This is a genomic window from Zoogloea sp., from assembly GCF_041911615.1.
Classification (GTDB): domain Bacteria; phylum Pseudomonadota; class Gammaproteobacteria; order Burkholderiales; family Rhodocyclaceae; genus Zoogloea.
The window spans coordinates 40,538-53,600 of sequence record NZ_JAYROR010000135.1 but is presented as its reverse complement, the minus strand read 5'-3'; the positions used below and the strand labels follow the sequence as shown (position 1 = coordinate 53,600).

Here is a 13,063-nt window from a genome sequence, read left to right as displayed (position 1 = left end):
GCCCGCAGGCAGCGGCGCCAGGACCAGCCGCGCGTCCGGCACGTCGGCCAGGAACCGCGCCCGCAACCCCACCAGAAAGTCCGCCGCGCACGCCAGGGCCACCGGCTCGGCCAGCGAGAACCACACCTGGAAACCCGCCGCCCCGGCCACCGCCACCGCCGGCGGCGGCAAGGCCAGCTCCGCGTCCACGCCCGCGCACAAGGCCGCCACCGGCCCCCAGCCGGTCGCCGCCGCCACGCCCACCACCAGCGTCCGCACCCGCCCGTCGGCGTCGACGAGATCGAGCAGATCCGCCTCCGCCCCGTCCGGCATCGGCTGGTCCGGCAAGGCAAACAGGCGCTGGCGCTCGGCAATCAGGGAATGCATCTTCACCCTCCTCGGTTGAACGATTCGACGGAGCGCAATGTACAAGCGCGCCCGCGCATTGCAAAGCCACCCGCATGACGCCGCCGCATGTCAGCCATGCGGACGAATCGTTTGAAGCGCCACGGCCCGCCGCCTACCATCGGCTCACTGCCCCCACCACCCCCGGACAGCCGCCATGGCCCCGCACGCCGCCCCCGCTCCGCGCCCGATCGCCTTCACCGCCGCCGACGGTTACCCCCTGCGCGGCTTCTGCTGGCAGCACGCCGACGCGGACCTCCGGCGCCCGGTGGTGGTCATCAACCCCGCCACCTCGGTACGCTGCCGCTACTACGCCCGCTTCGCCGACTTCCTGCACCGCAACGGCTTCGACGTGCTGAGCTTCGACTACCGCGGCATCGGCGAATCGCGGCCGACGCGACTGCGCCACTTCGAGGCCGGCTGGATCGACTGGGGCCGGCTCGACGTGGAAGCCGCGCTGCAGCACGCCCTCGTCCACTTTCCGGGGCAGCCGGTCCAGGTCGTCGCCCACAGCGTCGGCGGTTTCCTGATCGGACTTGCCCCATCCTGCCGGCACGTCGCCCGGGTGTTCTCGATGGGCGCGCAGTACGCCTACTGGCGCGACTACGCGGCCCCTCGCCGGGCCGGCCTGCTGCTCAAGTGGCACCTCGCGATGCCGGCCCTGACCGCGCTGTTCGGCTATTTCCCGGGCAGCCGCCTGGGCTGGCTGGAGGACACCCCGAAAGGCGTGGTGCGCGACTGGACCGCCCGTGCCCCGCGCTTCGAGGACAACTGGCGGGCGCTCCTGCCCACCGCCGAGCGCGACGCGATCCTGCGCCGCTTCGCCAGCCTGCGCGGCGACACCCTGGCCCTCAGCGTTGCCGACGACGAGTTCGGCACCGTGGCGGCGATCCGCCGCCTGCTCGGCTACTACCGCGCCAGCCCGCGCACCCATCTGCACCTGCATCCCGAGGCCATCGGCGAACGCCAGATCGGCCACTTCGCGTTCTTCCACAGCCGCTTCGAACACAGCCTGTGGCCGATCGCCCTCGAATGGCTGCACCACGCCCGCCTGCCCTCGCCGCTGCGCGGTGAAGTCACGACCCTGCCGGTGGAGGCGGGCTGACCGCCGGGCCGGCCACAGCCGCGCCGAAAGCCTCCGCCAGCCACGCCAGCAAGGCCTTGATCCGCGCCGGCTGGTAGCGCCGGCTGGGATAGGCGACGTAGAGCGGCGTCTCGTCGTAGCGCGCGGCCGGAAACAAATCGACCAGCGCCCCCGACGCCAGGTCGTCGATGACGTCGAGGCGCGACTTGTAGGCGATGCCGTAGCCCTCCCGGGCCCACTTGCGAACCAGGGCCCCGTCGTTGGCGGCGCGGTCGCCCGCGACGGTGACCTCGCGCTGGTGACCGTCCAGGAACAGCCGCCAGCGATTGAACAGCTCGCCGTTGCGGTAGAAACAGATGCAGTTGCGGCCGGCCAGCGCCTCGAAGCTTTCCGGGTGGCCGTGACGCGCCAGGTAATCCGGCGACGCCACCAGCACCCGGCCGTTGTCGCACAGCTTGCGCCCGACAAGGTTCGAATCCTGCGACAGGCCATAGCGCAGCACCAGGTCGATGGGGTTGCGGTAGAGGTCGATCAGATCATCGGCCAGATGCATCACCAGCCGCAGCTGGGGGTGGCGCCGGCGGAAAGGCTCCAGCAGGGTATCGAGGCGGTCGCGCCCCAGATCGGAGGGGGCGCCCAGGTGAATCTCGCCCGACAGCTGCTCGCGCCCCTGCTTGAGCGCCGCCAGCCCCTCCTCCAGCGCCTGACGCGACTGCACGCAGAAACCAAGGAAATCCTCGCCCGCCTGGGTCAGACGCAGCGAGCGGGTCGACCGCTCGAAGAGCTGGCTGTCCACCCGCCGCTCCAGCCGCTTGAGGGCCGCACTGGCCGCCGCCGGACTCAGCCCGAGGGCACGCCCGGCGGCGCTGATGCTGCCCAGTTCGGCCACGCGGATGAACAGCTCGACGTCCGGAAGATGGATCATTTTCAAAACTGATTTGAAAGTTCGTTAAAGGATAGCCCAATTATCAAACCCACCCCACCTGCCTAGACTGCGACGCCATCTCCCTCACGCCCGCACCGTCACCATGAACGCGCCCCTCTTCCAGCCGCTTGCCGTAGGCGATCTGCGCCTTCCCAACCGCATCGTGATGCCACCGCTGACCCGCGCCCGCGCCGCCCAGCCCGGCAACGTGCCCACCGCGATGAACGCCGCCTACTACGCCGCCCGCGCCTACGCCGGCCTGATCGTGGCCGAAGCCACCGACATCTCGCCGGACGCCAAGGGTTACTCGCTCACCCCCGGCATCCACAGCCGGGCGCAGATCGAGGGCTGGCAGCACGTCACCGAGGCGGTGCACCGGCGCGGCGGGCGGATCTTCCTGCAGATCTGGCACTGCGGCCGCATGTCCCACCCCGACTTCCACGCCGGTGCCCTGCCGGTGGCGCCGTCGGCGCTACCCTTCTCCGGGCAGATCTGGAAAGCCGGGCCCGACGGACGCGGCGGCATGGTGCCCTGCCCGCCCCCCCGCGCGCTCGACGCCACGGAGATCACCGCCATCGTGGCGGACTTCCGGCAGGCCGCCCGCAACGCCATCGAGGCCGGCTTCGACGGCGTCGAGATCCACGCCGCCAACGGCTACCTGATCGACCAGTTCCTGCGCAGCAGCGCCAACCAGCGCAGCGACGCCTACGGCGGCAGCCGCGACAAACGCCTGCGCTTCCTGCTCGAGGTCACCGACGCGGTCACCGGCGCCATCGGCGCGGCGCGCACCGGCGTGCGCCTGTCGCCGCGCAACCTGGCGAACGGCATGGACTGCCCGGACAGCCTCCCCACCGCCGTCGCGGCCGCCACCCAACTGGCCGCGCGGGGCGTGGCCTACCTGCACATCAACGAGCCCGGCGACGACAGCCCTGAAGCCATCGACGCGCGCCGACAACTGCGCGCCGCCTTCCCCGGACCGCTGATCGTCGCCGGCGGCTACACCCTGGCACGGGCCGAAGCCGTGCTCAAGGGCGGCGAGGCGGACCTGGTGGCCTTCGGCCGCCCCTACATCGCCAACCCCGACCTGGCCGAGCGCCTGCAGCACGGCTGGCCGCTCAACGCACCCGACGCCACCACCTTCTTCGGCGGCGACGCCCGCGGCTACCTGGACTACCCGACCCACCCCACCACCGAGGCCGAACCCGCATGAAAGCCGTCGCCTACCACCAACCGGGCGCCCTCGACCGCCCCGACGCCCTGCTCGACGTCGAGTTGCCCCGCCCGCGGCCCGAGGGCCGCGATCTGCTGGTCGAGATCCAGGCCATCGCGGTGAATCCGGTCGATACCAAGGTACGCCGCGGCACCGCGCCGCCGCCGGGCGCCTGCAAGGTGCTGGGCTACGACGCGGTGGGCATCGTGCGCGAGGTGGGCGCCGAGGCCACCCTGTTCCGCCCCGGCGACGCGGTGTGGTACGCCGGCGCCATGGACCGCCCGGGCAGCAACGCGGAGTTCCAGCTGGTGGATGAACGTCTCGTCGGCCGCAAGCCGGCGAGCCTGAGCCCGGCGGACGCCGCAGCGCTGCCGCTCACCGGCATCACCGCCTGGGAACTGCTGTTCGACCGCCTGCAGGTGCCCCTCGCCGGCGCCGGCCGCCCCGCCACGCTGCTGGTCGTCGGCGCCGCCGGCGGGGTCGGCTCGATCCTGATCCAGCTGGCCCGTCAGCGCACCGGCCTCACCGTGGTGGGCACCGCGTCGCGCCGGGAAAGCCGGGCCTGGGCGCTGGCGCTGGGCGCCCACCACGTGATCGACCACCGCCAGCCCTTCGCGCCGCAACTCGCCGCGCTCGGCGTGCCGCCGGTCGATTACGCGATCAGCCTGACCCACACCGACCAGCACTTCGCGCAGCTGGTGGACGCGCTGGCGCCCCAGGGCAAACTGGCGCTGATCGACGACCCGGCGCCCTTCGACGTGCGCGCGATGAAGCGCAAGAGCCTCAGCCTGCACTGGGAGCTGATGTTCACCCGCTCGCTGTTCCAGACCGACGACATGATCGCCCAGCACCACCTGCTGGACGCCCTCGCCGACCTGGTGGACCAGGGCGCCATCCGCAGCACCGCCCAACTGAAGCTGGGCCCGATCTGCGCGGCCACCCTCCGCGAGGCCCATGCCCTGCTCGAAAGCGGCAGGGCGGTGGGCAAGATCGTTCTCGAGGGCTTCGCCCGCCACGGGGACACCCCCGCCGCTTAAGGGCTGGCGAGGCGCTCGCGGCTGCGCCGCAGCCAGCGCAGCAGGGTCGAGAACAGCCGGTCGGGCTCGACCGGCTTGGAGAGGAAGTCGTCCATGCCGGCGGCCATGCACTGGGCGCGGTCCTCGGCGAAGGCGTTGGCGGTCATCGCGACGATCGGCACGTTCTCGCGGCCCGGGATGCGGCGAATCAGGCGGGTGGCCTCGAGGCCGTCCATCTCGGGCATCTGCATGTCCATCAGCACCAGATCGAAACCGGCGTCGCGCAACATCTCGACGGCCACCGCGCCATTGCCCGCGATCGCCACGTCGAGCCCCACGTCGAGCAGGAACAGCTTGGCGACCTCCTGGTTGACGGGTTCGTCCTCCACCAGCAGCACGCCGGCGCCGGCGAAGTCGCGGCGCAGGATGTCCTCGGCGCGCCCCTCGTCGGGCGGCAGCGCGTCGGCGGCATGCACGGCGCGCCCGACGCCCAGCCAGGCGGTGAACCAGAAGGTGCTGCCGACTCCGTGGGTGCTGGTGGCGCCGGCCTCGCCGCCCATCAGCTCGGCCAGCCGGCGGGTGATCGCCAGGCCCAGGCCGGTACCGCCGTACTTGCGGGTGGTCGAGGTATCGCCCTGCTCGAAGGCGCCGAACAGCTTCGGCAACACCTCGGGCGGCACCCCGATGCCGCTGTCGCGCACCTCGACCCGCACCCGTATCCGCGCATCGCGCCGCTCCACGACCTGCACATCGAGGGCGACGGTGCCGGCCTCGGTGAACTTGACGGCGTTGCTGGCGAGATTGAGCAGGGCCTGGGTGAAGCGGGTGGCGTCGCCGCGCACCAGGCTGGGCAGGCTCTCGAGCTTGGCCTCGAGGCGCAGGCCCTTGGCGCCGGCCTTGTCGTGGAGCATCGAGACGACGCTGGCGACGACGCCGTCGAGGGCAAACTCGCCGTCCTCGAGGTTGAACTTCTCGGCCTCGATCTTCGACAGGTCGAGGATGTCGTTGATGACGCCGAGCAGATGCTGGGCGGCGCCGTCGATCTTGTCGAGCTGCTCGGTCTGCTGGGGGCTGGCGCCCTCGCGCCGCATGATGTGGGCCATGCCCAGCACGGCGTTGAGCGGGGTGCGGATCTCGTGGCTCATGTTGGCCAGGAAGGCGCTCTTGGCGCGGCTGGCGCTCTCGGCGACGTCCTTGGCCAGGGCCAGCTCGCGGGTGCGCGCCTCGACCAGGCTTTCGAGGTGCAGACGATGGCGGTCGAGTTCCTGCTCGATGCGCTTCTCCTCGGTGATGTCGCGCTTGATGCCGAGGTAGTGGGAGATGCTGCCGTCGGCACGGCGCACCGGCGAGATCACCGCCGATTCGAGGTACACCTCGCCGTTGCGCCGCCGGTTGACCAGTTCGCCATGCCAGGAATCGCCCCGGGTGAGGGTCTGCCACATCTGCCGGAACACCTCCGGCGAGGTCTGGCCCGACTGCATCATGTTGGGGTTCTGGCCGCGCACCTCGTCGAAGGTGTAGCCCGAGGTGCGCTCGAAGGCGGCATTCACGTAGATGATGCGCGCGTCCAGATCGGTGAGGACGATGCTGCCGGGGCTCTGCTCCACGGCGGTGGACAACATGCGCAGGCGCTCCTCGGCGAGCTTGCGCTCGGTGATGTCGGTGGAGATGCCGCACAGGGCGTAGATGCTGCCGTCCTCGCGGCGCAGCGGCAGCTTGATCGACAGGAAGTCGCGCACCTCGCCGGAAGCCGCCTCGCGGTTGGTCTCCTCGACCTCGATGCGCTCGCCGCCGAGGATCACCCGGCGGTCGTTGGTGCGCAGCACCGCCGCGGTGGCGGCGTCGAAGAAGCGCTCGTCGGGGTGCCCGACGATCTCGCCGCGCTCGCGGCCGAACAAGGCGCACACCTGGCGGTTGGCGTAGGTGTAGCGGTAATCCACGTCCTTGATGTAGATGCAGGCGCCGACGTTGTCGAGGATGGTGGTGAGCATCGCCTCGCTCTGGCGGCGGCGCTCCTCGCCGAGCCGGCGCTCGGTCACATCGAGCACGATGCCGATATAGCTCACCAGCCGGCCGGTTTCGCCGTAGTTCGGCTGGCCGCGGCACAACAGCCAGCGCGGCGGCGCCGACGGCGGCTGCATGACCCGCCATTCCGTCTCGAAGGGCTCGCCGACGTTGCGCGCCGACATCACCGTGGCGACCACCCGGTCGAGGTCGTCCGGATCGATGGTCTGCCACCACGCCTCGGTGGATGGCATCGAGCCGTCGGCCGACAGGCCGTAGAGCTGCCACAGCTCGTCGGACCAGAAATGGTTGCCGCTCTCGATGAACCACTCCCAGGTGCCCGCCCGCGCGGCGTCCAGGGCCAGACGCAGGCGCCGCTCGCTGGCCCGCAGCAGCGCCTCGGAGAGGCTGCGCTCGGTGACGTCGGAGACGGTGACGAGGACGTGCTCGGTGCCATCCAGCGTCAGGCTGGCGAGGCTCAGCTCGACCGCCAGCTCGGTGCCATCCTTGCAGTAGCCGTTGATGCTGCGGCGGGCCATCAGGGCCTGCGCCTGCGCTGGCGCGATGCGGTACATGTCGCGCTGGATGGCGTGGTTGGCGCGCAAGTGCGGCGGCACGAGGCATTCGGCCAGCTCGCCGGCCAGCTCGCCGGGCGCGTAGCCGAACATCCGCTCGAGGGCCGGATTGACCAGCACCATGCGCCCCTCCACATCCACCACCGCGAGCCCGTCGACGCTCGAATCCCACACCTGGCGGAAGCGCGCCTCGCTGTGGTCGCGGGCCTCCTCGGCGCGATGCAGGTCGGAGATGTCGGCGAAGGTGAGCACCGCGCCGCTGGTGCGGCCGTGCTCGTCCCGGTAGGCGTCGATCTGCATCAGGTAATGGAAACCGCGCTGGTGCACGTGCTCGACGTGGGATTCGTCGCTGCTCACCACCTCCTCGACCCACTCGCGCAGGCGCGGCAGCTCCAGGTAGCACGGCACGCCGTACAGGAACTGGCCGATGTCGTTGGGCAGCACCCCGAAGATGCGTGAGGCCAGCGGGTTGAAGCGGGTCACCCGGCCGTCCCGGTCCACCACCACCAGGCTGGTGCGGATGGAGTTCTGGATGTTGCCGAGGGTGGCGTTGAGGCGGGCGTACTCGACCGACTTGATCTGCAGCTCGTCGTTGAGGGTGGTGAGTTCCTCGTTGGTGGCCTGGAGTTCCTCGTTGGACGCCTGCAGCTCCTCGCCCGCCGACTGGAGCTCCTCGTTGAGGCACTGCAGCTCCTCGTTCGACGCCTCGAGCTGCTCGATGACCGCCTGCAGGTGATCGCGGGTGTCGGCCAGCTCGCGGCGCAGGCGGGCGATCTCGTCGGCGGCCTCGTCCGGCGCGAGGGTGTCCGTGGCGCCCGCGGGGCGCAGCATCACGCTGGCCTGGCTTTCCTCGAAGCCGATCAGCAGCGCCCAGCGCGGGTCGCTGCCGCCACTCTCGATGCGCCGCACCACCGGCCGCACCTTCAGCACCTCGTCGCCGAAGCGCACCAGCGTGCCCAGGCCCTGCAACTGCTCGAGGCGCTCCTGGCGCATCCGGAAGCACAGCGCGCGCAGCTCGCTGCGCAGCTCGGGCAGGCACAGGCTGAACACCGAAAAGTCGGCGCTGCCGGCCGGCAGGGCGAAGTAGCGTCGCGAGGCGCCGAAGAAATGCAGCGGCTCGAAACTCGCGTCGATCAACACCGCCGGCGGCCCATAGGCTTCCAGCAGGGTGCGGCGGCTGATGTCCACCAGCGACTCGCGCCGCGAGGCCAGCACCGGCCGCTGCGCGATCGGCCGCGCCAGGGCCGGCGCGTGGGCCACGTGGGGCCGGGCGACCGGCGCCGCGCTGCTGCGGTAGAGCTTGCCGGCGGCATCGACGGCCTCGAAGCCGCCACCGTCGAGCCCCACCGATTCGGATTTGCCGAGCAGCAGCAGCCCACCCGGCTTGAGGGCGAAGTGGAAGCTGCGCAGCAGTTCGGCCTGCTGGCCCGGCTTGAAGTAGATCAGGATGTTGCGGCAGCTCACCAGATCCATGCGCACCAGCGGCGGGTGGCCGATCAGGTCGTGCTGGGAGAACACGCACAGTTCGCGCAGCGGCTTGCTCACCCGCCAGGCCTCGCCTTCCGGACGGAACCAGCGCGCCAGCCGCGCCGCCGACAGCCCCACCAGGTCGGACGCGGCATACACCCCCGCCCGCGCGAAATCGAGGGCTTCCTGGTCGATGTCGGTCGCGAAGACCCGCGCATCGAGGCTGTCGAGGCGTTCGCCGAGGCTCTCGGCGAGCAGGATCGCGATGGAGTACACCTCCTCGCCGGTGGCGCAGGCCGGCACCCAGACGCGCAGCGCGTCGCCCGGCTGCTTGGCGGCGATCAGCCCATGCAGCGCCCGGGCGAGCTCGTCGAACACCTCGGCGTCGCGAAAGAAGGCCGACACCGAGATCATGAAGCTCTGGTGCAGGCGCCCCGGCTCCTCCGGATCCGTCCCGAGGTGAGCGAGATAGGCCTCGAGGGAATCGAATCCCAGCACGCGGCAGCGGCGCCGGGTCTGGCGCAGCAACGTGCTTTCCTTGTAGCGGCTCATGTCCACGCCGCTGGCGCGCGACACCTGGGCCAGGATCGCCTCGAAAACGGGTCCGCCGACCGCGTGGTCGGCCGCCCCGCCGGCGGTCTCACCGGTTGGGGCGGTGGAACCCGGCTGCCTCTCCACTCCCTCGTCCGGGGAGCTTTTTGTCGTTTTGTCGGTCATCTATCCACCGGCCCGGCACAGACTGCTCAGAAGGAGGAATGTTAAGCCCAAGCAGCCGGCTCCCAGCGTGTTTTCTGCGCGCCGCACCCGAATTCGACACATCCCGGCACAGCGCCCCCGGCGCTGCGCCGCCTTGCGAAAGCGGTCCCGGCGTTCCATATTGAACCATCACCCCAACCGGAGATGACAGCATGATGCGCAAGATCGCCCTCCTCCTCGCCCTCGCCCTGGGCGCCGCCGGAGCCTCCCAGGCCTGTGGCGACAACGGCGCCAAGGGTGGCAAGCCCGACATGAGCAAGCCCGCCAACCCGAAGGCGGCCGCCTGATCGACCACAACAAGAAGAGCCGGCCCGCCCTGCGGGTCGGTCGCGATCGCCCTTCCCACCTTTCACCCTGCAAGGAGACTCCCATGCCCAACAGAACCCTGCGCCAGATCGTCGCCGGCCAGACCGTCGTGACCGCCCGCGCCGACACCTCGGTGCGCACCGCGGCGGTCACGATGGCCACCCACAAGGTCGGAGCGATCCTGGTCGTCGATCCCGGCGGCGTCCTGAGCGGCCTGTTCACCGAGCGCGACGTGCTCAACCGGGTCGTCGCCCGCAGCCTCGACCCCGACACCACCCCCCTCTCCGCGGTGATGACCACCAACCTCCAGACCGCCAGCCCCGACAAGCCCCTCGCCCACGCCCTGCACCTGATGTTCGAAGGCGGTTTCCGCCACGTGCCGGTGGTCGAGGACGGCAAGCCGATCGGCATGGTGTCGGCCCGCAACGCCCTCGGGCTGGAAATCCACCAGTTCGAGCAGGAACTGGTGGAGCGCGACCACATCGCCGAAATCCTCTGACCACGACGCCGGAAGGCCCGCCCCGGGCTTTCCGGCCGCCCCATCGGCGGCGCACGCGCGTCGGCGCGGACTTCGCCCGAAATCGCGTTAAAATCCCCGTTTCCCCTCAAGAAGAACCACGCCCATGTTCTCCGGAATCGTTGCCGCCACCGGCCGCATCCTGAGCGTCACGCCGCTCGAAGACGGCGTCCGCCTGGCGGTGGATGTCGGCACCCTGGACCTCTCCGACGTCCAGCTCGGCGACAGCATCGCCCACAACGGCGTGTGCCTCACCGTCATCGCCCGCGACGGCAACGTCCTCAGCTACGACGTCTCGCGCGAGAGCCTCAACTGCACCGTCGGCCTCGACGCCCCCGGCGAGGTCAACCTCGAAAAGGCCCTGCGCCTGGCCGACCGTCTCGGCGGCCACATCGTCACCGGCCACGTGGACGGCATCGGCGTGGTGCAGAAGTTCGAACCCGTCGGCGAGAGCCACGAACTCGTCATCCGCGCCCCGGCGGCACTGGCGGGCTACATCGCCAAGAAGGGCTCGATCACCGTCGACGGCGTCAGCCTCACCGTCAACCGCGTCGACGGCTGCGACTTCTCGATCAACCTGATCCCCCACACCGTGCAGGTCACCACGCTCAAGCGCCTCGCCGCCGGCAGCACCGTGAACCTCGAGATCGACATCATCGCCCGCTACATGGAACGCATGCTGGCCTGGCGCGACGAAAACCCCGGCACCACCGAAGGAACCCCCGCATGAGCGCACTGGCCCCGATCCAGGACATCGTCGCCGACATCAAGGCCGGCCGCATGGTCATCCTCGTCGACGAAGAAGACCGCGAAAACGAAGGCGACATCGTCATCGCCGCCGAGCACATCACGCCCGAAGCCATCAACTTCATGGCCAAGCACGCCCGCGGCCTGATCTGCCTGACCCTCACCGAAGACCGCTGCCGCCAGCTCGGCATCAACCAGATGGCCCGCGACAACCGCAGCCAGTTCAGCACCGCCTTCACGGTCTCGATCGAGGCCGCCGAGGGCGTCACCACCGGCATCTCCGCCGCCGACCGCGCCCGCACCGTGCAGGCCGCGGTGGCCCGTCACGCCAAGCCCACCGACATCGTCCAGCCCGGCCACATCTTCCCGATCATGGCCAAGCCCGGCGGCGTGCTGATCCGCGCCGGCCACACCGAGGCCGGCTGCGACCTCGCCGCCATGGCCGGCCTCGAGCCCGCCTCGGTGATCTGCGAGATCATGAACGACGACGGCACCATGGCCCGCCTGCCCGAGCTCATCGAGTTCGCCGCCGCCCACGGCCTCAAGATCGGCGCCATCTCCGACCTCATCGAATACCGCGCCCGCACCGAGAAGCTCGTCGAGAAGGTCAGCGAGAAACCCGTCAACACCGCCCACGGCACCTTTCAGCTGTCCGCCTTCGAGGACAAGACCTCCGGCGACGTTCACCTCGCCCTGAGCTACGGCGACATCGCCCCCGAGGTCGAGACCCTCGTGCGCGTCCACGAACCCGTCTCGGTGCTCGACTTCATCGATCCCCAGAGCGGCCGCCACAGCTTCCCGATCGACACCTCGCTGCAGCGCATCGCCGCCCACGGCCACGGCGTCCTGGTCCTGCTCTACCACCCCCAGAGCGGCCAGGAACTGCTCGCCCAGCTCAGCGGCGACAGCGCCAGCCCGCGTCCCGCCCAGAAGTGGGACCCGCGCCTGTTCGGCATCGGCGCCCAGATCCTGCGCGAACTCAAGGTCGGCAAGATGCGCATCATGGCCAGCCCGCGCAAGATCCCCAGCATGACCGGCTTCGGCCTCACGGTCGTCGGCCACGCCGCGCCCGACGCCTGATCCGGCCCCACCCCAATTTTCCAGGTAACACCATGCCCCGCTACAACGACATCCCCGAAATCGCCCCCAACCTGGACGGCCGCGGCCTCCGGGTCGGCGTCGTCATGTGCCGCTTCAACCTCGACGTCTGCGAAGGCCTGCTCTCGTCCTGCACCGCCGAGCTCAAGCGCCTCGGCGTCGCCGCCAGCGACATCACCATCGCCACCGTGCCCGGCGCCCTCGAAGCCCCTCTCACGCTGCAGGTCATGGCGAAGAGCGGCCGCTTCGACGCCCTCGTCGCCCTCGGCGCGGTGATCCGCGGCGAGACCTACCACTTCGAGCTGGTCTCCAACGAGCAGGGCGCCGGCCTCACCCGCGTCACCCTCGACACCGGCGTGCCCATCGCCAACGGCATCCTCACCACCGAGGACGACGATCAGGCCCTCGCCCGCATGCAGGTCAAGGGCGCCGACTGCGCCCAGGCCGCCGTCGAAATGGCCCGACTGCTGAAGGCTCTGGCATGACCGGCGCCCCCAAGTCCCCCCGCCGCCGCGCCCGCGAATTCGCCCTGCAGGGCGTCTACCAGTGGCTCCTCAACCAGTCGGCCCTCACCGCCATCGAAAGCCAGATGAGCGAGGTCGGCGGCTTCGACAAATGCGATCGTGACCTCTTCGTGGGCCTGCTGCGCGGCACCATCAGCAACGCCCCCGAACTGCAGGTCGGCTTCGCGCCCTACATCGAGCGTCCGCTCAACGAACTCTCGCCGATCGAGCGCGGCATCCTGCTGATCTCCACCTTCGAGCTCATCCACCGCCCCGACACCCCTTACCGGGTCATCATCAACGAGGCCATCGAGCTCGCCAAGGGCTACGGCGGCACCGACGGCCACAAGTTCGTGAACGGCGTGCTCGACAAGCTCGCCGCCCACGTGCGCGCCGACGAAGTCGAAGCCAACGCCCGCGAGCGCGCCGCCGCCCGCGGCCACAAACCGGCCTGAGCCGGCGCGCCACGCC

General features: G+C 70.4%; 12 protein-coding genes. 9 read left to right on the top strand and 3 right to left on the bottom strand.

Annotated features, from left to right (window positions below):
- On the bottom strand, positions 1–366 hold a 366-nt coding region (locus ACE3P2_RS18095; protein ID WP_374267048.1), incomplete at its 3' end, for a hypothetical protein.
- 175 nt (positions 367–541) lie between these two features.
- Here ACE3P2_RS18095 and ACE3P2_RS18090 point away from each other — a divergent pair.
- Complete coding sequence (locus ACE3P2_RS18090; protein ID WP_374267046.1) at positions 542–1,489, top strand: alpha/beta fold hydrolase; 948 nt, start codon at positions 542–544, stop codon at positions 1,487–1,489.
- On the opposite strand, the gene ACE3P2_RS18085 is transcribed toward ACE3P2_RS18090, so the two are convergent.
- Positions 1,461–2,393, bottom strand: coding sequence for a LysR family transcriptional regulator (locus ACE3P2_RS18085; RefSeq protein ID WP_374267044.1), 933 nt, complete (start codon positions 2,391–2,393; stop codon positions 1,461–1,463). The genes ACE3P2_RS18090 and ACE3P2_RS18085 overlap by 29 nt on opposite strands.
- 103 nt (positions 2,394–2,496) lie before the next feature.
- On the opposite strand from ACE3P2_RS18085, the gene ACE3P2_RS18080 reads away from it, so the two are divergent.
- Together ACE3P2_RS18080 and ACE3P2_RS18075 are read left to right on the top strand one after the other, a co-directional pair.
- Positions 2,497–3,603: an alkene reductase gene (locus ACE3P2_RS18080; RefSeq protein WP_374267042.1), complete on the top strand. Its 1,107-nt coding sequence runs from the start codon at positions 2,497–2,499 to the stop codon at positions 3,601–3,603.
- Positions 3,600–4,640, top strand: coding sequence for a zinc-binding alcohol dehydrogenase family protein (locus ACE3P2_RS18075; RefSeq protein WP_374267040.1), 1,041 nt, complete (start codon positions 3,600–3,602; stop codon positions 4,638–4,640). The genes ACE3P2_RS18080 and ACE3P2_RS18075 overlap by 4 nt, the downstream gene beginning before the upstream one ends.
- On the opposite strand, the gene ACE3P2_RS18070 is transcribed toward ACE3P2_RS18075, so the two are convergent.
- Complete coding sequence (locus tag ACE3P2_RS18070; protein WP_374267038.1) at positions 4,637–9,343, bottom strand: PAS domain S-box protein; 4,707 nt, start codon at positions 9,341–9,343, stop codon at positions 4,637–4,639. The genes ACE3P2_RS18075 and ACE3P2_RS18070 overlap by 4 nt on opposite strands.
- A gap of 230 nt (positions 9,344–9,573) precedes the next feature.
- On the opposite strand from ACE3P2_RS18070, the gene ACE3P2_RS18065 reads away from it, so the two are divergent.
- The 6 genes from ACE3P2_RS18065 (at position 9,574) to nusB (ending at position 13,047) form a co-directional block, all read left to right on the top strand.
- Entirely contained in the window at positions 9,574–9,708 is a 135-nt protein-coding gene (locus tag ACE3P2_RS18065) for a hypothetical protein (protein WP_374267036.1), read from the top strand.
- A gap of 83 nt (positions 9,709–9,791) precedes the next feature.
- Positions 9,792–10,226, top strand: a complete 435-nt coding sequence (locus tag ACE3P2_RS18060; protein WP_374267034.1) for a cyclic nucleotide-binding/CBS domain-containing protein — start codon at positions 9,792–9,794, stop codon at positions 10,224–10,226.
- A gap of 124 nt (positions 10,227–10,350) precedes the next feature.
- Positions 10,351–10,974 (top strand): riboflavin synthase, encoded by a 624-nt coding sequence (locus ACE3P2_RS18055; RefSeq protein ID WP_374267032.1) that lies wholly within the window; start codon positions 10,351–10,353, stop codon positions 10,972–10,974.
- Positions 10,971–12,071 (top strand): bifunctional 3,4-dihydroxy-2-butanone-4-phosphate synthase/GTP cyclohydrolase II, encoded by a 1,101-nt coding sequence (gene ribBA / locus ACE3P2_RS18050; RefSeq protein WP_374267030.1) that lies wholly within the window; start codon positions 10,971–10,973, stop codon positions 12,069–12,071. The genes ACE3P2_RS18055 and ribBA overlap by 4 nt, the downstream gene beginning before the upstream one ends.
- A gap of 32 nt (positions 12,072–12,103) precedes the next feature.
- The gene (gene ribH, locus ACE3P2_RS18045) at positions 12,104–12,574 is read left to right on the top strand and encodes a 6,7-dimethyl-8-ribityllumazine synthase (RefSeq protein ID WP_374267028.1); all 471 of its coding nucleotides are present in this window, start codon (positions 12,104–12,106) and stop codon (positions 12,572–12,574) included.
- Positions 12,571–13,047, top strand: coding sequence for a transcription antitermination factor NusB (gene nusB / locus ACE3P2_RS18040; RefSeq protein ID WP_374267026.1), 477 nt, complete (start codon positions 12,571–12,573; stop codon positions 13,045–13,047). The genes ribH and nusB overlap by 4 nt, the downstream gene beginning before the upstream one ends.
- Positions 13,048–13,063: the final 16 nt, after the last annotated feature.